The sequence below is a fragment of the Candidatus Hydrogenedentota bacterium genome, from assembly GCA_019637335.1.
Lineage (GTDB): Bacteria > Hydrogenedentota > Hydrogenedentia > Hydrogenedentales > JAEUWI01 > JAEUWI01.
In genome coordinates this window covers 121,435-145,082 of sequence record JAHBVV010000013.1, presented here as the reverse complement: position 1 = coordinate 145,082, position 23,648 = coordinate 121,435, and the positions used below count along the sequence as shown (strand labels likewise).

The following is a 23,648-nucleotide window of genomic DNA, read 5'->3' as shown; positions in this document are numbered from 1 at the left end:
CGTCCGCCCCACGTACTCCTCCAGCAGCATGCGCATGAATAGGGTCCTGGACGGTCTCCCACAAGGCTCACTTGACCAAAAACTTGACTTATGCTTGACTTACTGCTACGGTGAGTCATGGCCTATTTGCCACAATTCAGCATCGCGCCGCGCCTGCTCTCCGAAGTGGAGCGGATTGCGGATCTCCGGGCGCGCATTCTGAGTGCCGCCGTGGATATGCCGTGGATTCCGGCGATGCAAAAGGACGCGCGTTCGCGCAATGTCCACGCCTCGACCGCTATCGAGGGGAATCCGCTGACCCTCGTCCAGGTGCGCGCGCTGGAGGAAGGTCGCGAACTTTCGGATCCGTCGGAACGAGCCAGGCGCGAGGTGTTGAACTATTTCGCTGGGCTGCGCCACATCGAACAAAACGCGATGCGCGACCCCATCCGCCAGGACGACGTCCTGGCCCTGCACCAGATTCTCGCGGGCGAGGTGATGGATCAGGGGGAATCGGGCCGCTATCGAACAATTTCCGTTCAGGTGGGCCGGTATGTGCCCCCGCCGCCGAAGCTGGTTTCCGGGCTGATGTCGGAACTCCTCGAATGGTGGAACGGCCCTTCACGCGAACTCTCGCCCGTGCTCTCCTCCGCCATCCTCCACTATCGTTTCGAAGCGATTCATCCCTTTGCGGACGGCAACGGCCGGACGGGCCGGGCGCTGGCCCTTTGGGATCTCTACCGCCGCGGTTTCGATACCCACCACATTTTCGCGGTCGACGAATACTTCTGGGAAAACCGGCCGGCGTACTACGCCGCGCTGGACGCCGTGCCCCGCCAGGAGGACGACCTGAGTGCGTGGATAGAATACTGCGCGGCGGGCCTGCGGCAGACCCTCGAACGGGCCTGGCTTCGAATCCAGACCTTCCAGATAACGCCCGGCGAACGGCTCGTGCTGCGCCCGCGCCAGGAGGAACTCCTGCACCTGCTCCGCGACCACGGAAGCATGGCGCCGAAGGAATTGTGGGCGGCCCTCGGCGTCTCGCGCCAGGGCGCAATGGACCTGCTCAATCCGCTGCTGGACGCCGGCCTCGTCGAGAAGGTCGGCGGAAAAAAGAGCGGGCGGTATGTGCTGCGGGACGTTCTTTCATGCAGCGCGGAAAAAGAGTGAACGTGCTGGGTTTACTCCAACACCTTCCGCCCATACGGTCGCCCCTCCGACGGCTCACCGCGCTCGCCGCATACGGCTCGTGTATACTACAAGAAACGATGCCGCCCCCGGAGGAGCGCACCATGCAATTCAATATTGAAACAGAATGCGAAGAAGACGGACGCTGGATCGCCGAAGTGCGCGAGCTTCCCGGTGTGCTGAAGTATGCCGCCACCCGCGAGCAAGCCATCGCGCTCGCCGAGGCCCTCGCGCTCCGCGTCATGGCCGAGCGCATCGAGGCGGGCGAGCATCCGGTGGAACCGATCCAGATCTCGTTTACCGCGGCATGAGCGCCTGGCCAGCCACCCGGGCCAGCCGCGTTCTCTCCGCCCTCAAACGAATTGGATGGACAGAGAAGCGCGTTTCCGGTTCCCATCGCACCCTCGCAAGAGAGGGATTCCCCGACTTCGTGTTTGGCTTTCATGACCGCGAAGAAATCGGACCTCGAATGCTGGCGCGCATCCTCGCATAGGGTTGTGAGGTCGTCGACGTTGGCGACGATGCGGTGTTGCTTGGCCGGGGCATGCAGGATCGCAGCCATTCATGTCCGCGGCAAAGGGAGCTCGGGAAATAAATTGACGTAAGTAGTTTGAAATAAGATCCAAGCGTACCAAGGAGCGGAAAGCATTGGGGACCCGCGCCTCTTCAAGTACACATCGATCACGACATGTCATGCGCTCGTCCTACCGCGCTTCCTCGTATATTAACAGTCCGTTCGTGCTGTTTCCGCGCGTTGCTGCTTCAGGCGGCTAAAATGTTACCAAACCGGCAAAACTTGCCGGGAAAACGAGAACTCGAAATACCATGGTGTGAATCCCTGCCGGGGCCACTATCCAACGTCGGGCCAACCGGGTCGGACCCCGCCATACCCCCGTCTCATCAACGACTCGGCCGCGCTTGTCTACCCCGCGCCGGGATCGCGTATAATCGGGATAGCACCACCAATTGCTGGACGTTTCCATAAGCGGATATATGGCGAAAGAACGACTCGACATCCTGGTACAGCAACAGGCGGGGGTTTCCCGCTCCAAGGCCCAGGGGCTCATTCAGACCGGGCAGGTATTCGATGGCGCGGGCAACCGGCTGGACAAGCCCGGCCTGCGCATGGAGATCGCGTCGCCGCTCGACATCCGCGAGCAGCCCCGTTTTGTGAGCCGGGGCGGAGAAAAGCTGGCCGCCGCCTTCGACGCCTTCCCGTTTTCGGTTCAAGACCGGGTCTGCATCGATCTCGGCGCCTCCACCGGCGGTTTCACGGATTGCTGCCTCCAGCGGGGCGCCCGGATGGTCTACGCGGTCGATGTGGGCTACGGACAGCTCGCCTGGCCACTCCGACAAGACCCCCGCGTCGTCGTCATGGAGCGGTGCAACGCGCGCAACCTCACCCGGGACATGCTGGGCGAGCCCCCCTCCCGTTTTGTGACGGACTGCTCCTTCATCTCCCTGAAGCTCGTTGTTCCGCCGCTGGTCCCCCTACTGGGCGATGCCCCCGAGGGCATCGTCCTCATCAAGCCCCAGTTTGAGGCGGGCAAGGATCAGGTGGGAAAAGGCGGGGTCGTCCGCGACGAGGCCGTCCGGCGGCAGGTCGTCGAGGACGTCCGCTTCATGGCGCACGATCTGGGCTTTCAATCGGTGGACGTGATCCCCTCCCCCCTGCTCGGGCCCGCGGGCAACCGTGAATTCCTGGCCCATCTGCACCAATTCGAACGCCCCGAGGCCGCGCCATGCTAGCCACCCTCCGCGTCCAAAACTACGCCCTGATCGACACCGTCGAGATCGATTTCGAGCAGGGGCTGAACGTGCTCACCGGCGAAACCGGCGCGGGCAAGTCCATCCTGATCGGCGCCCTGAACCTGGTGCTCGGAACCCGGGCCTCCGGCGACGTGCTCCGGCAGGGCGCGGACAAGGTCCAGATCGACGCCATCTTCCTGATCGATAAGCCCGGGCGCCGCCTGAAGGCCCTTTTAAAACAGTACGATATTGACCTGGACGGCCCCGAACTGCACCTCGCCCGCACCATCGGCGCCGACGGCCGAAGCAAAGCCTATATCAACGGCGTCATGACGCCGATTTCGGTGCTCTCGGATATCGGGGACGAACTCGTGGACGTACACGGGCAGCACGATCACCAGTCCCTCTTGAAACCCGACCGGCAACTGGACCTGCTGGACGCCTACGGCGGGACCGAAGCCGAGGCCGCCGCAATGCGGGAGCAGGTGGAAGCCTTCCGCGCGCTGGAGCGGCGCATCGAGGCGCTTGAGAGCGATGATCGCGACCGCACACGCCAGATGGAGTTTCTGCGCTTTGAAGTGAACGAGATCGACGAGGCCGCGCTTGAACCGGGCGAGGATGAGGCCCTCAAGGCGCGCATCAATCTCATTACCAATGCGGAATCCATCTTCGAAACGGCCCGGCGGGCCTATGCGCTGCTCTATGAGCGCGAGGACGGCGCCGCGATTGACCAATTGGGCGCGTCGAGCCGGGATCTGGAGGAGCTGGCGGCGATTGACGAGCGTTTTGCGCCGCTGTCGGCCCAGCTCGCCGAGGCCCTGGCCTCGGTCGAGGCGATCGCGTCGGAATTGCGCGGCTATACCGAAGAACTTGAATTCGACCCGGAAGAATTGAACGCCCTGAACCGGCGCAATGCGCAGATCGGCGCCCTGAAGCGAAAATACGGCGCGACGGTGGAGGAAATCCTGGCCTACCGCGGTCGGGCCGCCGCGGAACTGGACGGCTACGAGAACCGGGACGAACAATTGGCGGCGCTGCGGGAGGAGGCGGCGGGGCTGCGCGCGCGAATCACGGCGGCGGGAGCAAAGCTCAGCGCGGCGCGCCAGAAAGCCGCGAAGAAGCTCGCCAAAGAGGTCACGACATCGCTTCAGGATTTGGGCATGAAGGGCGCGCGTTTCGAGGCGCATTTGCAGGCGATCGAAATGAGTCTGAGCGGCTTCGACCGCGCCGTGTTCCAGCTTGCCGCGAATCCCGGCGAACCCATGCAGCCGCTGAAACAGGTCGCGTCCGGCGGCGAAATCTCCCGGATTATGCTCGCGATCAAGACCGTCCTTGCCAAGGCCGACACAATACCCTCCCTCATCTTCGACGAGGTGGACGCCGGCATTGGCGGAGACGTGGCGCGGATGGTGGCGAAGAAGATGCGCGCGATCGCGGCGTCCCACCAGGTCCTGAGCATCACGCACCTGGCGCAGATCGCCGCCGCCGGCGATGCCCATTTCACCGTCGCAAAGGCGACGAGCAATGGCCGCACCCGCACGGACGTCAAGCCGATTGCGGGCGATTCGCGGGAGAAAGAGATTGCCCGGTTGCTGGACGGTTCCGTCTCCAAAGTCAGCCTCGAACACGCCCGGGAGTTGCTGGCCACAACGGCCTGAAGTCACGAAAAGGAGATGTCATGGAGGTCGCCCGGATCAAAGTCGGCGTCATGGGTTCCGCCGGGGGCGAGATGGGTGACCTGCTCGTGGCGAAGTGCCGCCTGCTCGGGCGCGCGATCGCGGAGGAGGGCTGCGCCATCCTTACCGGCGGCTGCCCGGGCCTGCCGCATCACGCCGTCATCGGCTGCAAGGAAGCCGGCGGCCTGACGATAGGGATCTCCCCCGCCATCAGTTACGACGAACACGTGGGGCGCTACGGATCCCCGACCGACCACCTCGATGTGCTCATCTACACCGGCAGCGGGCTCATGGGCCGCGAGGTCACGGGCATCCGCAGCTGCGACATCGTGATTATCGCCGGCGGGCGCTCCGGCACGCTCGGGGAATTCGCCATCGCCTATGACGAGGGCCGCCTCATCGGCGTGCTCACGGGAACGGGCGGCGTGGCCGATCATGTGGACGATTTCCTGCCCGTAATCAAAAAACCGACGGGCTCGCGAATTGTATTTGACGACGACCCGGAGCGCCTCGTCCGGCGCTGCGTTCAGTCCTTTAGAGAAAACCCGCCGGTAGTACGGCAACGGGAGGCCTCCCTGTGAAAATCACATCTTTTGGCGGCGCGGAAGAAGTCACTGGCAGCAAGCACCAGATCGAGATCAACGGCGCGCGGATCCTGATCGATTGCGGCATGTTCCAGGGCCGCCGGAAAGATTCCGACGAGAAGAACCGTCACCTTGGATTCGATGTGGACCGGATTAACGCCGTGATACTCAGCCACGCGCACATCGACCACAGCGGCCTCCTCCCCATGCTCGCGAAATTCGGGTACCGCGGCGTGATCTACGCCACCCCCGCGACGCGCGACCTCTGCTCCATCATGTTGCAGGACAGCGCCCGCATACAGAAGCGCGACGCGGAATGGCTCTCGAAAAAGCACATGACCTTCGTGCCGCCGCTCTACAGCGAAGACGACGCGCGCGCGATCATGCAGCGTTTTGTCTCCATCCCCTACGAGGTCCGCTTCCCGGTCATTCCCGGTGTCTTCATGACCTTCCACGACGCCGGGCACGTCCTCGGCTCCGCCATGGTGGAGCTTGAATACGAGGAGAACAGCAAGCGGCGCCGCTTCCTCTTCAGCGGCGACATCGGGCGCAGGAACATGGCCATTCTTTCGGATCCGTGGGAACCGGGACCCGCCGACGCGGTGATGATGGAAAGCACCTACGGCAACCGCGACCACGACCCCATGGAAAAAATGGAGGGCAAACTCGCCGGCATCATCAACGAGACCGCCGGCCGCGGCGGCAAGCTCGTGGTGCCTTCCTTCGCCCTGGAACGCGCCCAGGAACTCGTCTACGCCCTGAAGCGCCTCGAACTGAAGGGCGCCATCCCCGAACTGCCCGTTTTCGTGGACAGCCCCCTCACCGTCAACATCACCGAGGTGTTTCGCCTTCACACCGAGTCGTTTGACGCGGAATTCCGGAAGGTGATGATGGAGAATGGCGACCCCTTCCTCACCAAAAAAATCCGTTATATCCGCGCCGTGGAGGAGTCCATGGCGATCAACAAATTCGAAGGCCCGGCTGTTATCATTTCCGCGGCGGGCATGTGCGAGCACGGCCGGATCCTGCACCACCTGAAGAACCACTGCACCAACCCCAAGAACACGATCATGATTATCGGCTTCCAGGCGAAGAATACGCTGGGACGCCGGATAGTCGAGCGCAGCCGCACCATTCGCATCTTCGGGATGGAGCACGAACTGAACGCGCAGGTGAAAGTGATGAACGAATTCAGCGCGCACGCGGGCCGTAAGGAATTAATCGAATTTGGCGCGCGTTTCAAAGAGAGCGCGGAGCATATCCTCCTCGTGCACGGCGAACCGGAAGGCCAGGAAGCCCTCAAGGACGCCTTGATCGAGGAGGGCGTGAAGAACGTCACCATTCAGAAGCAAGGCGAAACGGTCGAGGTGTAATACGCGGGCCAAACCAGGGAAAGCCGTTGCCATGCAGCATGAAGGCCTCAAACAAATCCTCCAGCAGATCGAAGCGGGCCAGATCCCCGAGGCCCGGGACGCCCTGCGCCCCTACATTCTGGGCGATGTGGAAGCCCCCGCGCCGGAACTCCATTATGTGCTCGGGCGCGCGTTTTTCGGCATCGACAACGCCACCGCGCGCTATCTTTTTGAGGCCGCGCTCGCCGAGCGCCCGGACTTTGAGGAAGCCGCCCGCTACGAAGCCCGCTGCGGCTCGTCCCTCGAAGGGCTCGAATCCTTCGAGGACGGACGGCACCCCGCCTGCGCCCAGTGTGGCCTGCGCCACCGCGACGACGAGCCGGCGTGTCCGTATTGCGGCATCGCGGTCGACACCGGGTCCGAACATCGGGGAGAATCCTCCTTCCAGTCGCAGTTTCGCATCGCCAAAGAGGAAATGGCGGACACCTGGCGGGATTTGAGCGAACGCGAGGAGGTGCGGCGCGCGCGCGAGCTGGCTGCGGAGGCGGGCCGGAAGGCGGCGGAAAAGGCGCGCGAATTCCGAGAAAGCGAGAAGGCGAAGGAGCTCAAGGCCACCGCGAAGGCCATCGGCGCCGTGACCGCGCGCAAGGCCCGCGAGCTTGGCCAGCGCCGGGAAGTGCAATCGGCCAAAGACCGCGCGGCGCATCTCGGCCAGGAAGCAAAGGAAAAGGCAAAGGCCTTCAGCGAGCGCGAGGACGTGAAGGAGGCCGTCGGAAAGGCCGGCGCCGCCTCCCGAAACCTGATGGGCAGAGCCCAGGACTACGTCAAGGCCGATCAGGAGCGCTTCAACCAGGGCGACCCCACCGAGCGCGCCAAGGTGATCGGCAAGTGGGTCATCTTCGCGCTGCTCCTCCTCTTCATCGCCAAGTGGCTCTTCGGCGGCGATTGACCGGGAAACCGCGCCGCTACTCCGAGACGCGGCTGACCTGCACATCCACGGCCAGCTTCTGGCTTCCGCCGCCCAGGATGACGCCGCGGATGGGGCTGACTTCATCGTAGTTCCGGCCCCAGGCTATCGTGATGTGTTCCGTGGAGGCCACCATGTCGTTCGTGGGGTCCAGGTCGACCCAACCCGCGCCGGGTGTGAATAGCGAAAGCCACGCGTGCGAGGCCTGGGCGCCGATATAGGCCTCGCCCGATCCAACGTGCCGCGGCGCGATGTAGCCGCTGATGTAACGCGCGGGCAGACCCAGCGCGCGCAGGCAACCGATCTGCAGGTGCGCGAAGTCCTGGCAGACCCCGGCGCGCTTTTCGAGGATCTCCGCCACCGGCGTGGTAACCGTTGTGGCGGTTGGGTCATAGGCGAATTCGGAGTAAATGCGGTGCGTGAGTTCCAGCGCGGCCGCCAGCACCGGCATTCCCGGCGTGAAGGATAGCAGGGCATAGTCACGGAGCGCGTTCGATACGGGGGCCGGTTCCGACGGGTATGTGAACTGGGCCGCATCGCGGGCCTCGCTATCGACGGGCCGCGACATGGCCTCGGCCACGCTTTCCCAGGGTGGCGTTGCGCCCGGTTCCGGCGTGAGGAGGGGAGTCAACCGCACCTCGCTGCGCGCCGTGACTTCCAGTACGCTGTGTTGCTCCTGCACGGTGAAAAAAATCACCTCGTTCCCGTAGTAGTCCCGCGTGCGCTGGCCGAACACGGCCGGCGCCGGTTTAATTTCCAGTTGGGTGCGCAGGCATTCCTGCGTGGCGCAGTTCCGCGGTGTGAGGTAGGCGCGGTTGTAGCCGATGGGTACCGAACCGGCATAGTCGTAGCGCGATGTGTGGCTGATCCGGTATTTCATCCGAGCGCCTTCACCGGAAGTCGTCGAGCGGGCGGGCCGGCGCCGTGTGAATGAAGTAGCGCTGTTCCAGCAGGTCCGCGAAGCGCGGCAGTTCGCGCTGAAACCGGACCAGCAATGCCAGCAGGGCGCGCCGTTCGCCGTCGCGCGCGGGACGCGCCAGGCGGTTGGCGTCCGCGGTGCGTATCTCGGTGTTGAGGCGCTCGATGATGCGTTCTTCCTCGTTGAAGAGCCCGGATCCGCGCGAGGCCGGCAACCACTTGATATGCTTGATGATGCGGTGAACCTGGTAGGCCACGGAACGTGGATTGGTGTCGTCGCAGACGAGCAGGTCAATCACCGGCGCCGCCTGAAACACCGACCCATACCGCGCGCGGTAGGTCATCGGGCTGTCGCAGATCGAGAGCAGCGATTGCAGCAGCGCCTCTTCGTGGTCCGAGGTCCGCTCCAGCGTCTGCACGACCACATGCGCCGTGTGGTTGACGCGTTCCAGGCGGAGGCCGAGATCCAGGAAGACCTGGCCCGACTCGCGCGTCATGTTTTCGCGCAACAGACCGCTCAGCGCGGCGAATCCCCGAATCAGGTTGTTCAGCGCATACAGCACCTCACCCAGGCCGGGCCGTAGGGATCGGTCCTTCAACTGCATGAATTCGAGCGTAAAACTGTTCAGAATGCGCCAGTCATCCTCCGAAAAGCGCTCCCGCACCACCCAGGCCGTGCGCCGGATGGCCGATATATTGCTCGCAACCGTATCGGGTTGTTCGCCGTTGAAAATCGCGTCAAAGACCACATCCTGGACGCGGTCGAGCGAGCGGAGCCACTCGTAGGTGTCCCCCACTTCGCCGGAATGCCGGGACCACGCGGCGGACAGTTGCGCGCCCGCATGTTCCGTAAACAGGCCCATCGGCGCGGCGCGAAGGAGTTCGCGCAATTCGCCCATCCCGCGGTAGCCTTTTTCATCCGCACAGCGCGCCAGCAGGTGTCGCAGGTAACGGACGGTTGCTTCCGCCCGCTCGCAATAGCGCCCGAGCCACAGCAGATTCTCCGCCAGGCGGCTCGAAAGGTTGCTCGGAGAGCGGCGGATTGTCAGCGGCGTGCCCCGATCCTGCAGGAGACTCCGAAACGACGTTTCCGTCTCGGCCAATACCCAGACATCCTTGCTCCCGCAGCCCTGCTGCATCGAAATGTCGAACACGTCGCCCCGCGTGCTGAAGCGCGCCAGGCCGCCCGGCAACACCCGTATCGAGTCCGCCGTATCCCCGCCGATGGCATACACGCGAAGCACGAGATTGTTGGCGACGAGTTGATCGTTCGCGAAAACCGGAACCGTGGACGGTACGACGGGATCGACGTGCACCCAGTCGTAGGGCCGCTCGCGCCAGTGGGCGCGGAGCGCGGCCCGGTCCGGCGCCTGCATCTGGCCGGACACAGGCGTCTCATACATCCCGCCGAAGGCCGGCATGAGCCGCAACCCATCGAAGTTTGCCTCCATCCAGGCACGGTCTTCCTCGCGCGCCCCCCAGCGCGACGGGACGGAATCGAGGATGAGATCCTCGCCTGCCGTCCGGCGGGCAACATCGGGAAGAACCGACGACAGCGCCGGCACTTCCAGCAGGCCGCTCCCCACGGCGTTGCATACCGCAACATTGCCACTCCGGACGGCCTGAAGCAGCCCCGCAATACCGAGCGTCGAATCCTTGCGAAGTTCCAGCGGGTCGCTGAATTCATCGTCGATCCGGCGGAGCAATACGTCGACCCGCTTGAGCCCTTCGATGGTCTTCAAATACACATGGTTGTCGCGAACCGTGAGATCCGCGCCCTCCAGCAAGGTCACCCCCAGGTAGCGCGCCAGGTAGACGTGCTCGAAATAGACCTCATTGAACGGGCCGGGCGTATGGAGCACCACCGTCGGGTCGGGCGTGTTGCCGGGCGCCATCGCGCGCAAGGTGTTGCGGAAGCTTTCGAAAAAGTCCGCCAGGCGCTCGACCCTGCCCTCCGAAAACAGGTTCGGAAAGGTCTGCGCCATCACGATCCGGTTCTCGAGCGCATAGCCCGCGCCCGAGGGGGCCTGGGTGCGATCGCTGTAGACTTTCCACTGCCCATCGGGCGAACGCACCAGATCCACGGCGTATCGGGCGATGTGGCCGTGCCGCGAGGGCGCGATGCCATGGCAGGCCCGGTGGAATTTCGGGTTGGCCTGCGTGAAGGCGTGCGGCAGCACCCCATCCGCAAGCAACTTCTGAGGACCATAGAGATCGCGCAGCATCGCGTTCATCAGGTGAAGCCGCTGCTTCACGCCCCGCTCGATGTGCGCCCACTCCGCCGCGGGCAGCACCACCGGCAGCATGTCCAGCGCCCAGGGACGATCCATGCCCTTCGCATCGCTGTAGACATTGTAGACCACCCCGTGTTGCCGAACCATCTCCTCCGCCTGGCGCCGGCACTCCGCCAGTCCCCCGGCGTTCAGGCTGCCCAGCGACTCCGTAATCCATTGCCAGTGCGGGCGCACCGTGCCCTGGGGATCCAACAGTTCGTCATTCGGACCGGCGACGGTGCTGTAGTTCGACAACAGGTCATGGAGGGTCCCCGAGGGCGGATTCGCCTGGCTCATTTGGCTCTGATACATCAACGGTAGTTTCGTTCCTGGTTCCGGGCCCCAACTACGCTATAGAGCAAGTGTTGTGCCATGGGTTTCTGCTGGCACATTACTTGCTCAGCATCGGCCATGTCAACGTACTCGACGTTGCCGGGCTTTGGCGTGGATAAGGGCGAATTCCCTCCTTTTGGTAGCCCTTCTGCCCCGAAGATCCGAATCTCTGTTCCGTTTTGGATTTATTTTGCCCCGAATTGGCCCGCGTGGCCGACTGGAAAAGAGCACCTGGTATGGGCGTTCGCGTCGCATTGCACCATCGGACAAGCTACGAATACGACCGTTTGGTAAGATTGTCCCCCCATATTGTAAGATTGCGGCCCGCGCCCCATTGCCGGACGGCAGTCAGCAGCTACACCCTGAAGGTTCAGCCTCGGGAACATTTCCTCAACTGGCAACAGGATCCGCACGGTAATTATCTGGCGCGACTCGTCTTTCCCGAGCCCTCCCAGGCGCTCGTCGTAGACGTTGATCTCGTTGCGGAACTGACCGTCTTCAACCCATTCGACTTCTTCCTGGAAGACCACGCGACATACTTCCCATTCAGGTACGAACCGGATGCGCTCAAGGATCTTGCCCCGTACCTGGTCGTGGACCCGCCGGGCCCGCGGATGGAACAATACCTCCAGGGGATTTCTCGGAACAGGGCGCAGATCATAGACTACATTGTCGCGGTGAATGCGCAATTGAATCGGGATATTGAATACCGGATCCGGATGGAGCCCGGCGTTCAGACCTGCGAGGAAACCCTGACAAACCGGAGCGGCTCCTGCCGGGATTCGGCCTGGCTGCTGGTGCAGATCCTTCGCAATCTCGGAATGGCCGCCCGGTTCGTCAGCGGCTACCTGATCCAGCTGGTTCCCGATGAAAAACCGCTGGACGGGCCCGCCGGCGCCTCCCACGACTTTTCGGACCTCCATGCCTGGGCGGAAGTGTACCTGCCCGGCGCCGGCTGGGTCGGCCTCGATCCCACCTCCGGCCTGCTGGCGGGCGAGGGCCACCTGCCCCTGGCCTCCACGCCCGACCCCGTATCGGCCGCGCCCATCACGGGAAGCACCGACAAGACGGAAACCCATTTCACCTTCGACATGTCGGTGCGGCGGGTATATGAGTCGCCGCGCGTCACCAGGCCCTTCAGCAGCGAGCAATGGGCGGCGATCGACCTGCTCGGGGAGACCGTCGACCAGACGATGGCGCGCCTCGGCGTGGGCCTGACCATGGGCGGCGAGCCGACCTTCGTCTCCATGGAGGACCGGGACGGTCCCGCGTGGCATACCGAGGCGCTCGGCGAGGGCAAATATAACCTCGCCTTCAAACTTTTCGAACGCTTGAGCAAGCACTTTGCAAGCGCCCCGCTCCACCACCTGGGCCAGGGCAAGTGGTACCCCGGCGAACCCCTGCCCCGCTGGTCGATGGACTGCTACTGGGCGAAGGACGGCACGCCCCTCTGGCGCGAACCGCGCTGGATGGCCAATCCCCTGCGCGACTACCGGATGGGCGCGGAGGATGCGCGGGCCTTCGCGCGGAACCTCGCCAACCGGCTCGGAGTCGGCGCGGAGCGCGCGATGCCGGCCTACGAAGACGCCTTCTATTATCTCTGGAAAGAACGGCAGTTGCCGATCAATACAGACCCCTTCGACAGCAAGCTCGAAGACCCCCTGGAGCGCAAGCGCCTGTGCGCCATTTTTGAGCGGGGACTCGACGCCGTGACCGGCATGGCGCTGCCCCTTCGCGCTGTACCGGCGGGCGCGTCGTGGCGCTGGGAAAGCACGACGTGGAAGTTGCGCGCCAACCGCCTCTACCTGCTGCCCGGCGACTCCGCCATGGGGTTCCGGCTGCCCCTGGATTCGCTTCTGCACGAGCCTGCGGGGAAACGGGAAGAAGTCCTGATGCGCGACCCGATGGGCCTCCCGCGCGGAATGGCGGCGGCGCCGCTGCGGATCCCCGCGCCGGACGGCGGCAACGGGATGCGCGCGGAACAGCCGCTGCCGGGAAGGGATGAAAGCGAATCTCCCCGCGATCGGGGCATCATCCGCACCACGCTGTGCGTGGAACCGCGCCAGGGGCGCCTTCACGTGTTCATGCCGCCGATGGAATCCTCGGAGACGTATTTCACGCTGATTCACGCCGTGGAGGATACCGCCGCCGCGCTGGAGATGCCCGTCATTGTCGAAGGCTATCCCCCGCCCTTCGACCCGCGCGTGACGAAATTCAGCATCCAGCCCGATCCCGGCGTCGTGGAAGTGAATATCCAGCCCGCGGCGAACTGGGCCGAACTGCGCGCCATTTCGGAGACGCTCTACGAAGAAGCGCGGCAGTGCCGCCTGAGCGCGGAAAAATTCGGGCTGGACGGCCGCGCCACGGGCACCGGCGGCGGGAGCCATATCGTGCTCGGGGGCGCGACGCCCGCCGAGAGCCCCTTCCTGCGCCGCCCCGACGTGCTGCGGAGCATGCTGGCCTTCTGGAACAACCACCCCAGCCTCTCCTATCTGTTCAGCGGCATGTTCGTCGGCCCGACCTGTCAGGCGCCGCGTATTGACGAAGCGCGCAACGATCTATTGCAGGAGCTTGAAGTGGCCTTCGCGCACCTCACCCGCGAAACCACGCCAGCGCCCTGGATGGTGGACCGTTCATTCCGCAACATCCTGGTGGACGTGACGGGGAACACCCACCGCGCTGAGTTTTGCATCGACAAGCTCTTTTCCCCCGATTCCGCCAGCGGGCGGCTTGGCCTGCTGGAATTGCGCGCCTTCGAGATGGCGCCGCATCCGCAGATGGGCCTGCTCCAACAGTTGCTGGTCCGCGCGCTGGTGGCGGCATTCTGGGAGACGCCTTACGACTTCCCGCTGGTGCGCTGGAACACCATGCTCCACGATCGCCACCTCCTGCCGTACTTCGTCTGGGAAGATCTGAAGGACGTGTTGGAAAACCTCCGTCGCCAGGAATTCCACTTCGAGGAAGCGTGGTTCGCTCCGCAGTTCGAATTCCGATTCCCGCAATACGGCGAAATCGCGCGCGGCGGCGTCCACCTCGAGCTGCGCGGCGCCCTGGAACCGTGGCACGTACTCGGCGAGCAGCCGGGCCCCGGCGGCACGGCGCGCTTCGTCGACAGCGCCCTCGAACGGGTGCAATTGCGCGTCCGCGGACTCGTGGACCGGCGCCACAAGGTCGCCTGCAACGGGATCGAGGTCCCCCTCCACCCCACGGGCGCCGCGGGGGAATTTGTCGCGGCCATACGCTTCAAGGCCTGGGATCTGCCCAATGGGATGCACCCGACGATTCCCGTTCACGCGCCCCTGATCTTCGACCTGGTCGACACCTGGAACCAGAAATCGCTCGGCGGCTGCACCTACTGGCCGGCCCACCCCGGCGGGCGGCACTACGAGACCTACCCGGTGAACGCCTGCGAGGCCGAGGCCCGGCGCGAGGCCCGTTTCAGCCCGATCGGTCATACCCCGGGCTACATGAACCCCCAGCCCGCGCCTGCCAACCCGGAGTATCCCTGGACCCTCGACCTGCGCAAGATACCGGCGGCGGGCCCCTGAGTGAAGCGACTGCCGAGGGGGCCGCGGTCTTGTGACGAAAAAACAAAGTACCCGCCGTACCAACGGCGCCTGGCAAGCCAGCCGAAAGGGAATCGAACAATGATGATACTCGACGTATACGAGACCGGTGGATTCTTTGACGAAATGCTCGACGATACCGGCGCGCCGCGCACGGGCATGAAGAACATCGTCGAAAAACTGGTGTCCATCAGCCAGGAGGAACTGGTGCGGCGGCAGCGTAGCGCCGAACGCACACTCCGCGAGCTGGGCATCACGTTTACGCTGAAGACGGAGGACGGCAACACCGAACGTATTTTTCCCTTCGACCTGATCCCGCGGATCATCCCCGCGCATGAGTGGAAGTGGATCGAGCTTGGCCTGAAGCAGCGCATCTACGCCCTGAACACGTTCCTGCAGGATATCTACGGCGACCAGAAAATCCTGCGGGACAAGGCCATCCCGCGCGGGCTGGTGTATTCCTCGCCGGGCTACCGCAAGGAATGCATTGGCCTCAAGCCGCCCCGCGGCATCTGGGCCCACGTTTCCGGGACGGATCTCGTTCGCGACGGAGACGGTCAGATCTACGTGCTCGAAGATAATATCCGGTGCCCGTCGGGGGTGTCCTACGTTTTGGAAAACCGCGACATTATGAAGCGGACGCTCCCCCACTTCTTCGATGTGGGCAAGGTCTGCCCGGTCGAGGAATACCCGAGCAAACTGCTCGAAATGCTGCTCCACCTGGTGCCCGAAGGCGTGGAACGGCCCACCGTGGCGGTGCTGACGCCGGGCATCTTCAACAGCGCCTACTACGAGCATTCCTTCCTCGCGCACCAGATGGGCGTGGAACTCGTGGAAGGACGCGACCTCGTCGTCCAGGACGGCTACTTGAAGACGCGGACGACACGGGGCTTCCAGCGCGTGGACGTGATCTACCGCCGCATCGATGACGATTTCCTCGACCCCCTCTGCTTCCGCCCGGATTCCATCCTGGGCGTCCCCGGACTGATGGAGGTCTACCAGGCGGGGCGGGTCGCGCTGGCCAATGCGCCGGGCACGGGAGTCGCCGACGACAAGGTGATTTACGCCTACGTGCCACAGATCATCAAGTACTATCTCGGCGAAGATCCGATCATTCCGAATGTTCCGACCTACCTGTGCGACAACCCCGCGGATTTGGGCTATGTCTGCGACAACCTGGAGCACCTGGTGGTCAAGCCGGCCAACGAATCCGGCGGCGCGGGGATCATGGTCGGCCCCCACGTCTCGCGGGGCGAGCGCGATGCCTACCGCGAGCAGATCAAGCTGAACCCGCGGAATTACATCGCCCAGCCGACGTTGAGGCTCTCCCGCGTGCCGACCCTGTGCGACAACCAGTTCGAGGGGCGCCACGTGGATCTGCGGCCCTACGCCCTGTTCGGCAAGGAGCAGTATGTCCTGCCCGGCGCCCTGACACGCGTCGCGCTGAAGAAGGGTTCCCTCGTCGTGAACTCGTCACAAGGCGGCGGCAGCAAGGATACGTGGGTGCTCGCGGAATAGCGCGCCACCGGGACGCCGAAGGGCAATTCGGGCCAAAAAACTGGAGAAGGAACGAGGACATGTTAAGCCGTGTCGCAGAATCAATCTACTGGATGTGCCGCTATATCGAACGGGCGGAGAATGTGGCCCGGATCGTCAATGTAAACTGGAATCTGACCCTCGACGCCTCCTCATCCGAGCCCCAGTGGCAGCCCCTGATCAGTATCATGGGGGACGAGGAGTACTTCGCCGAACACTACGAGAGCGCCACGCAGGATAACGTAATGCGCTTTCTGGCCTGCGACCGCGACTATCCGAACAGTATCTACAACTGTCTCCGCAACGCGCGGGAGAACGCCCGCTCGATCCGCGAGATCATCCCCTCCGATGTGTGGGAGCAGGTGAACAAGTTCTACCAGGAGGTGGAAAGCGCGACCCAGGGCGGCTCGATTATGGAGTCGCCCCACGAATTCCTGGGCATGGTCGTGCGCGGAAGCAACGAGTTTATCGGGCGCAGCTACACCACCATGATGCACGACGAGGGCTGGCACTTCAGCCGCCTCGCGCGTATGCTCGAACGCTCCGACAAGACGTCCCGCATTCTCGACGTGAAATACTTCTACCTCTTGCCCACCGTGGAAGACGTGGGGTCTTCGCTCGACAATATTCAGTGGTCCGCGCTGCTGCGGAGCGCCAGCGCCCTTCAGGCCTACCGCCAGATCTATGGCCCCATCGACCCCCAGAACGTCGTCGAACTGCTCCTCCTCGGCTATGGCTTCCCCCGTTCCGTGAAATACTGCGTGGACCGCCTCCAGACCTCGCTAGCGTTTGTCTCCGGTTCGCCACCCGGCCTCTACACCAACGACGCCGAACGTTGCTGCGACCGGCTCCGCTCCCAGCTCAACTGCGCCCGAGTCGAAGACATCATACAGTCCGGACTGCACGAATTCGTGGACTCGCTCCAAGTGCAGCTCAACGAAATCGGCTGCGCCATCCAGAAGCAGTTCTTTGACCGCCGAGAAATTGAAACCCCGGAAGTCGCGGTCGAAGCGCCCGAATTGGACATCGAGTACCCCGGCGGAAAAGCCGCCGCCGCGGACAGACATGCCGTGGCCAGCCAGATGCAGTAAACGTTGGCCGAAAAACGTATCACCACGAAGGCCGCGAGGAATTGCTCTTCGTGAACTTTGTGGTGACCCCCTCTTCCGTTGCGGCCAAAGGCTGCCCTGCGGCCATGGTGGTGAAGAAGCATTCCGGCTTCTCCTTTTGTATGTAGCGCTTCCCCGGAAATTCAATCCCCCACCCCCGGCGTGCTATACTACCCGGAATCTGAGGAAACTCTCCTCCAACCCCTGGTACGACTTGACTTATGCCCGCACTATCCTCGAAAAACACCTTTCCGGAATGGATACGCCAGCCTTGGCCTTCGGGTGAGGCCTTCAGCGAGGTGAAATCGCTGATGGGCGACCTGAAATTGCACACGGTATGCCAGAGCGCCCATTGCCCCAACCAGTCGGAGTGCTGGGGGCGGCGCACGGCGACCTTCATGGTTATGGGCAACGTGTGCACGCGCCATTGTACGTATTGCGCGGTCAACAGCGGACGCCCGGGCGATCTGGACGCCGAGGAGCCGGAACACATTGCGGAGGCGGTCAAGCGGCTCGGGCTGAAGCATGCCGTGCTAACCTCCGTTACACGGGACGACCTCCCGGACGGCGGCGCGGGCCACATCGCCGACACCATTCGCGCGATCAAGGCCGTTTCCCCGGAGACGACCATCGAGGCGTTGGTGCAGGATTTTGACGGGAAGCGCGAACACATCGCCACCGTTCAGGCGGCGGCCCCCGAAATCTTCAGCCACAACATCGAGACGGTGGAACCGGTCTTCGCGCGCATCCGCGACCGGCGCTTTACGTACCGCCAGTCGCTGGACGTGCTCCGGATCGCGCGCGAACGCAGCGAGGGCCGTTTTATCAAGTCCGCGTTCATGCTGGGATGCGGCGAGACGCCGGACGACATCGATCGGACCTTGCGCGATCTGCACGCGGCCGGTTGCGACGCCGTGAGCATCGGACAGTACCTCCAGCCGACACCGAAGCACGCGCCGGTTGTGGCCTATGTCCCGCCGGAAACCTTCCGGGAGTACGAGGCCCTCGCGTACGAAATCGGCTTCGGTTTCGCTGTCGCCGGCCCCTTTGTCCGGAGCTCGTACCGCTCCGAGGCGCTGCTGGAGTCCGAGTTCGCCCGCGAGCGGCTCGCGTCGGCATCCGCCCGAACCTGAATCCGGGATTCGCGCAACCAACCCGGCGCCGCCGGGGGCGCGATGCCCGAAACCCAAGTATCCTGTGAGGCGAAAACCATGCAGATCGAGATTTGCCTGCCCAGTCTGGGCGATGATGATGACGCCGTCGCTGGCGGCGTGGTGTCCGAGTGGCTGGTGAAGGAAGGCCCGGTGGCTTCCGGCGATGATCTTCTGGAGATCACGACCGACAAGGCCGCCTTCGTGCTGCCGGCCCCTCGCACCGGCGCCCTCGTGGAAAAACGCGTCCAGCCGGGCGACGCGGTAAAGGTGGGCGATGTCCTGTGCATATTCGAAGTGAAGGATCCGGGCGAAGCCTGAGCGGGCGCACCCGTCGCGCGCTGGTGCGCGCAGTCTTGTCGAGAAAGGAATTTACATGGCCTGCAAAGTAGGCGTAATTGGCGCGGGAACCGTTGGCGGTGGCGTGATTGAAACGCTGCTGTCGAACAACCAGGTGATCGCCGACAAAACTGGCGCGGACGTGGTTTTGGCGCACGTGGCCGAGTTGAACGAGGAACTGGTCTCCCGTTTCCCGCTCGACGGCGTGCGCGTCAGCAGCGACGCGAAGGCCCTGATCGCCGATCCGGACCTGGATGTCGTCTGCGAGCTGATCGGGGGCTATGAACCGGCCCGCACCTTCATTCTGGAGGCCCTGAACAGCGGCAAGCACGTCGTGACGGCGAATAAGATGCTGCTCGCCATGGCGGGGCCGGAGCTGTGTGAGGCCGCCATCAAGAACGGCGTCGAGTTGCGCTACGAGGCGGCCGTCGCCGGCACTATACCCATCATCAAGACTATCCGGGAGAGCCTCGCCGCGAACAACATCCACGCGGTTTACGGCATTCTAAACGGAACCTGCAACTACATCCTCACGCGGATGGCCGTGGAAGGCCTGGAATTTGACGAGGCGCTGCGCCAGGCCATCGAGCAGGGGTTCGCGGAAACGCCGCCCGACCTGGATATCGAAGGCCACGACACCGCCCACAAGTGCCAGATCCTGGCGAGCCTCTGCTACAGCACGCGCGTGCCGCTGGACGAAATCTATGTCGAGGGCATCACCAAGGTGACCCACCTGGACGTGCAGTACGCGAAGGAGATGGGCTACCAGATCAAGCTGCTCGCCGTCATCAAGTTCGAAGCGGGCGAAATCGAAGTGCGGGTGCATCCCACGCTTGTCCCGGATCACATGTTGCTCGCGGCGGTAAAGTATGAGTTCAACGCGATCTTCGTGGAGTCCGACATCGCGGACAACACCCTCTACTACGGGCGCGGCGCGGGCAAGCTGCCGACCGCCAGCGCGGTTGTGGCGGACATCGTGGACATTGCCCGGCGCGGGGACGCGCCCGCCGCGCCGCCCTTCCACTACACCCACGACCTGAGCCTCCGCGACAGCGGGCTGATCGAGGGCCGCTATTACCTGCGCCTGACGACCGAGAACCACCCCGGCGTGCTCGGCACAATCTGCACGATTCTCGGCAATCACGGGGTCAGCATCGCCTCGTGCCTCCAGAAGGAAGAGGCGGAAGGCGTCCCGGCGCACGTCGTCATCGTGACGCACGAAACCATTGAGGCGAACGTCCAGAAGGCCATCGCGGAAATCGACGCGCAGACCATCATTGACGAACCAACACACATGATCCGTATTCTATCCTGACCGGGCGAAACGCTTGAGTGTGAAATCCGGACCACCACGCAGACGAACCGAGGTTATTGCATGCGCAACGAAGGCTTGATCAACCGATACCGCCAATACATGCCCGTGGGGGACGACACCTGCGTCATCACCCTGAACGAGGGTTCCACGCCCCTGATTCCGGCGTACAACCTGAGCCGCATGATCCACCCGAACATCGAGATCTGGCTCAAGTACGAGGGCCTGAACCCCACTGGCTCCTTCAAGGACCGCGGCATGACCATGGCCATCACGAAGGCCGTGGAAGAGGGCTACCAGGCCGTGATGTGCGCCTCCACCGGCAATACCTCGGCCTCGGCCGCCGCCTACGCCGCCCGCGCCGGCATCCGCTGCGCCGTGCTCATCCCCGAAGGCAAGATCGCCCTCGGAAAACTTTCGCAGGCCATGATCCACGGCGCGAAGGTCATCCAGATCCGGGGGAACTTCGACGATGCCCTCACGCAAGTGCGGAGAATCTGCGAGGAGCATCCCATCGCGCTGGTGAATTCCGTCAATCCCTACCGTATCGAGGGGCAGAAGTCCGGCGCCTTCGAAATCGTGGATGATTTCGGCGGGGTCGCCCCGGATTTCCAGGCGATGCCGGTCGGAAACGCCGGCAATATCACGGCCTACTGGAAGGGATACGTGGAGTACCACGCCGCCGGCAAAAGCAAGAACCGCCCCGCCATGCTGGGCTTCCAGGCGGCCGGCGCCGCGCCCATCGTGCTCGGCCACCCCGTCCCGCAGCCCCAGACCTTCGCCACCGCCATCCGCATCGGAAACCCCGCAAGCTGGAAGGCCGCCGAAGCCGCGCGCGACGAATCCGGCGGCCTGATCGACATGGTCACGGACGACGAGATTCGGGCCGCTTACCAGAAGCTGGCGGCGGCGGAGGGCGTTTTCTGCGAGCCCGCGAGCGCCGCGGGCGTGGCGGGCCTCATCAAGCTCGCGGCGGGCGGCTTTTTCGATGGCAAGGCGCCGGCCCACAGCGACAAGATCCGCATCACCTGCATCCTCACCGGCCACGGCCTGAAGGATCCGGACAGCGCAATCAAGTCGGCCGAGGAGCCCCTCACCGTGGACAACGACGCCGATCAGATTCTGGACGCCATCGGCCTCGAACAGGCGGCGGTGGTGTAAACCAGCCACGATAGCGGACCGATCCGCCGGATCCGTCCGCTCGTTCCGCGATTCTTTCTCAAAGGAGTTCCATTTCCATGTTCGGCCTGGTATTTGATGTCGATGGCGTGCTTGGCGACACCGAGGGTCTCAGCGTGATCGCCACCACGCGGATGTATGAGGCCCTCTACGGGTTGAAGGTGCAGCCGGAGGATTTCATCCCCTTCATCGGCACGGGCGCCGAACGCTACTGCATCGGCCCCGCCGAGAAGTACGGCGTCGCCATCGACGTGGCGGAAGCCGTCGAAACACGCCACAAATACTTCATGGAACTGCTCGCGGACGACCCGGACATCTCCTTTCCCGGAATTCACCCGCTGATCCAGGCCGCGCACGATGCGCCGGACTGGAAACTCGCCATCGCCACGTCCAGCCCCGGCAAGAAATCGGCCGAGACGCTCAAGTCCTCGCGCGTGAACACGGATTTGTTCGACGCGTGGATCCACGGCGACATGATCGCACACAAGAAGCCGCATCCCGAGATTTACCTGCGCGCCGCCGCGGAAATCGGGCTCGATCCGGCCCAATGCGTCGCCGTTGAGGACGCCATCACGGGCATTGCCTCGGCAAAGGCCGCCGGGATGAAGGTGCTCGCGGTCACGAATTCCTTTTCCGCCGATCAGCTGGCCGATGCGGACTTCATCGTGGACTCGCTGGAATCGGTCTCGATCGACACCGTCCGGGCTTTGCTGGACCATGCCTGATTTCCCCCCCCACGCCCTGGAGACCATTCGGATTCCGGCGCCTGTGGGGTACGCGGAAATGCTCGACCGGCAACTTGCACGCCACGCCGAGGTGGCGGCGGGCCAGGCCCCCAACACGCTCTATCTCCTCGAACATCGCCCCGTGGTCACGCTCGGCAAGGATTCCGATCGCGCGCACCTGCTACTGGACCGCGCGGGCTACGCGACCAAGGGCATCGAACTCCTGGAAACCAGCCGCGGCGGGGACGTCACCTACCACGGCCCCGGCCAGCTGGTCGCCTATCCCATCCTCAACCTCCAGCATTGGAAGCCATCGGTCGGCTGGTACCTGCGGACGCTGGAGGCCGTAATCATCGACGTGCTCGCGGAATTCGGATTGCCCAGCGAGCGCGTTGAGGGACTGACCGGGGTCTGGGTGCGGGGGGCGAAAGTGGCCGCGATCGGCATTGGCGTGCGCCGCTGGACGACCTTCCACGGGATCGCCCTGAATGTGAATCCCAACATGGCCCACTTCGGCGCAATCGTGCCCTGCGGCATTGCCGACCGCCCCGTGACGTCCCTGACCCTCCTCCTCGGCGCGCCGCCACCGTTCCAGGAAGTAGAGGCAAACTTCGAACGCTGCTTTCGCGAGCGCTTCGAATGCGACTGATGGAAGCGCGGGGCCGTATCCCCTACCGCAAGGGCCCCTGGCCGCGAAGCGGCGCCTGGCCCTGTCCGGAGGCCGGCGGCGCGGCCTGCTGCTGTTGGACCTCGCGAAGCTGTTCCACAGTCTGCTGAAGTCCCGGCTGGTCCGGGTTCAGCTTGAGCGACGCCTCGTACGACGCCAGCGCGTCACGGTAATTCGAGATCTGCAATTGCACCGCGCCCAGGAAGTTCCAGATCTCCACGCGATCCGGCGCCAGATCCGTCGCCCGGCGCGCCGCCAGCACCGCCTCCGGAACGCGCGACGCCAGATACAGCAGACGCGCGTAGGCGTAGTGGTTGTCCGCCGTGTCGTCAAATATACGGCGGGCCACATCAAAATCGTAGAGCGCCGTTCGCATCATCGAGCGAAGCTCGATATCGTAGGGCTGCGCGGCGCGGCCCACGGATTCAATGATGGCCCCGGCCTCCGCAATCTCCCCCGAAAACACGCGCGCCGCCGCTTCGCCCAGCCGGGACGGCACATGCTCGGGATCCGCCTTCAGGGCCGCCGCGAAGGCGTCCGCCGCCGCGTCCGGCAGATAGTTCTCCAGGTAGTAGCGGCCCAGCGCGAACCACGCCTGCGCGGACGCCGGGCTGGTCCCGTCCAGCGCGACCGATTTTCGGAGGGCGTCCACCCCCCGCTGGAAGTTGTCTGGTCCGGTGACGAGCAGGCTCTCGCCGAGCACGCGCAAAAGGGCCGCGCTCTCCACGCCGCGATCGATCGCGGCGTCCGCCGCCTCGGCGGCCAGATCGTGATCGCCCAGCGCGCGAAGCACCACGAGGTAGTCCATCAGGACGGTCTCATCCGTACTGCGCGCCGCTTTTCCCGCTTCGAAAGCCTGGCGCGCTTCGACCAGCGATTGCCGCGCCTCGGCGTCCCGCGCCTGGTACCCCTCCATGTCGCCGCGCACGGCCGCTTCCTGGCGTTCCGCGATCTTCTGCTCGTACGCCTGGTAGCGTTCCCGCGCGACATCCACCGAGGCGCTTGCCGTGAAGGCGCAGGCCAGGAGCGCCGCCGCGACCAAGAC

20 protein-coding genes are annotated in these 23,648 nt (G+C 64.1%); 17 read left to right on the top strand and 3 right to left on the bottom strand.

What is annotated here, in order from left to right:
• The first annotated feature begins 117 nt into the window (after window positions 1-117).
• The 8 genes from KF886_15295 (at window position 118) to KF886_15260 (ending at window position 7,477) form a co-directional block, all read left to right on the top strand.
• Window positions 118-1,149, top strand: coding sequence for a Fic family protein (locus KF886_15295; protein ID MBX3178723.1), 1,032 nt, complete (start codon window positions 118-120; stop codon window positions 1,147-1,149).
• A gap of 122 nt (window positions 1,150-1,271) precedes the next feature.
• On the top strand, window positions 1,272-1,478 hold the full coding sequence (locus KF886_15290; protein MBX3178722.1) for a type II toxin-antitoxin system HicB family antitoxin: 207 nt from the start codon (window positions 1,272-1,274) through the stop codon (window positions 1,476-1,478).
• Complete coding sequence (locus KF886_15285; GenBank protein ID MBX3178721.1) at window positions 1,475-1,660, top strand: type II toxin-antitoxin system HicA family toxin; 186 nt, start codon at window positions 1,475-1,477, stop codon at window positions 1,658-1,660. Before KF886_15290 ends, KF886_15285 begins: the two co-directional genes overlap by 4 nt.
• Before the next feature lie 500 nt (window positions 1,661-2,160).
• Window positions 2,161-2,916, top strand: a complete 756-nt coding sequence (locus tag KF886_15280; protein ID MBX3178720.1) for a TlyA family RNA methyltransferase — start codon at window positions 2,161-2,163, stop codon at window positions 2,914-2,916.
• Complete coding sequence (gene recN / locus KF886_15275; GenBank protein ID MBX3178719.1) at window positions 2,910-4,574, top strand: DNA repair protein RecN; 1,665 nt, start codon at window positions 2,910-2,912, stop codon at window positions 4,572-4,574. The genes KF886_15280 and recN overlap by 7 nt, the downstream gene beginning before the upstream one ends.
• A gap of 20 nt (window positions 4,575-4,594) precedes the next feature.
• Entirely contained in the window at window positions 4,595-5,173 is a 579-nt protein-coding gene (locus KF886_15270) for a hypothetical protein (protein ID MBX3178718.1), read from the top strand.
• A complete protein-coding gene (locus KF886_15265; GenBank protein MBX3178717.1) occupies window positions 5,170-6,549 on the top strand; it encodes an MBL fold metallo-hydrolase in 1,380 nt (459 codons plus the stop codon). Before KF886_15270 ends, KF886_15265 begins: the two co-directional genes overlap by 4 nt.
• Window positions 6,550-6,580: 31 nt before the next feature.
• Window positions 6,581-7,477, top strand: a complete 897-nt coding sequence (locus KF886_15260; protein ID MBX3178716.1) for a hypothetical protein — start codon at window positions 6,581-6,583, stop codon at window positions 7,475-7,477.
• A 16-nt stretch (window positions 7,478-7,493) separates the two neighbouring features.
• Here KF886_15260 and KF886_15255 read toward each other — a convergent pair whose 3' ends face one another.
• Together KF886_15255 and KF886_15250 are read right to left on the bottom strand one after the other, a co-directional pair.
• Window positions 7,494-8,375 (bottom strand): transglutaminase family protein, encoded by an 882-nt coding sequence (locus tag KF886_15255; protein ID MBX3178715.1) that lies wholly within the window; start codon window positions 8,373-8,375, stop codon window positions 7,494-7,496.
• Window positions 8,376-8,385: 10 nt separating this feature from the next.
• Window positions 8,386-10,998 carry a circularly permuted type 2 ATP-grasp protein gene (locus KF886_15250; protein ID MBX3178714.1) on the bottom strand — a complete coding sequence of 871 codons (2,613 nt, stop codon included), beginning with the start codon at window positions 10,996-10,998 and terminating at the stop codon, window positions 8,386-8,388.
• 257 nt (window positions 10,999-11,255) lie between these two features.
• On the opposite strand from KF886_15250, the gene KF886_15245 reads away from it, so the two are divergent.
• The 9 genes from KF886_15245 to lipB all read left to right on the top strand — a co-directional run bounded on the left by KF886_15245 (window position 11,256) and on the right by lipB (window position 22,585).
• On the top strand, window positions 11,256-14,567 hold the full coding sequence (locus tag KF886_15245; GenBank protein ID MBX3178713.1) for a transglutaminase family protein: 3,312 nt from the start codon (window positions 11,256-11,258) through the stop codon (window positions 14,565-14,567).
• A 102-nt stretch (window positions 14,568-14,669) separates the two neighbouring features.
• On the top strand, window positions 14,670-16,103 hold the full coding sequence (locus KF886_15240; GenBank protein ID MBX3178712.1) for a circularly permuted type 2 ATP-grasp protein: 1,434 nt from the start codon (window positions 14,670-14,672) through the stop codon (window positions 16,101-16,103).
• 59 nt (window positions 16,104-16,162) lie between these two features.
• Window positions 16,163-17,212: an alpha-E domain-containing protein gene (locus KF886_15235; GenBank protein MBX3178711.1), complete on the top strand. Its 1,050-nt coding sequence runs from the start codon at window positions 16,163-16,165 to the stop codon at window positions 17,210-17,212.
• A 239-nt stretch (window positions 17,213-17,451) separates the two neighbouring features.
• Complete coding sequence (lipA, locus tag KF886_15230; protein ID MBX3178710.1) at window positions 17,452-18,363, top strand: lipoyl synthase; 912 nt, start codon at window positions 17,452-17,454, stop codon at window positions 18,361-18,363.
• A 78-nt stretch (window positions 18,364-18,441) separates the two neighbouring features.
• Window positions 18,442-18,702: a lipoyl domain-containing protein gene (locus tag KF886_15225; GenBank protein ID MBX3178709.1), complete on the top strand. Its 261-nt coding sequence runs from the start codon at window positions 18,442-18,444 to the stop codon at window positions 18,700-18,702.
• 55 nt (window positions 18,703-18,757) lie between these two features.
• Window positions 18,758-20,035 carry a homoserine dehydrogenase gene (locus KF886_15220; GenBank protein MBX3178708.1) on the top strand — a complete coding sequence of 426 codons (1,278 nt, stop codon included), beginning with the start codon at window positions 18,758-18,760 and terminating at the stop codon, window positions 20,033-20,035.
• Between the two features lie 60 nt (window positions 20,036-20,095).
• Window positions 20,096-21,193, top strand: coding sequence for a threonine synthase (locus tag KF886_15215; protein MBX3178707.1), 1,098 nt, complete (start codon window positions 20,096-20,098; stop codon window positions 21,191-21,193).
• A gap of 77 nt (window positions 21,194-21,270) precedes the next feature.
• Window positions 21,271-21,936 (top strand): HAD-IA family hydrolase, encoded by a 666-nt coding sequence (locus KF886_15210; protein MBX3178706.1) that lies wholly within the window; start codon window positions 21,271-21,273, stop codon window positions 21,934-21,936.
• Window positions 21,929-22,585: a lipoyl(octanoyl) transferase LipB gene (gene lipB / locus KF886_15205; GenBank protein MBX3178705.1), complete on the top strand. Its 657-nt coding sequence runs from the start codon at window positions 21,929-21,931 to the stop codon at window positions 22,583-22,585. Before KF886_15210 ends, lipB begins: the two co-directional genes overlap by 8 nt.
• 22 nt (window positions 22,586-22,607) lie before the next feature.
• Here lipB and KF886_15200 read toward each other — a convergent pair whose 3' ends face one another.
• Entirely contained in the window at window positions 22,608-23,645 is a 1,038-nt protein-coding gene (locus KF886_15200) for a tetratricopeptide repeat protein (protein ID MBX3178704.1), read from the bottom strand.
• Between the last annotated feature and the right edge of the window lie 3 nt (window positions 23,646-23,648).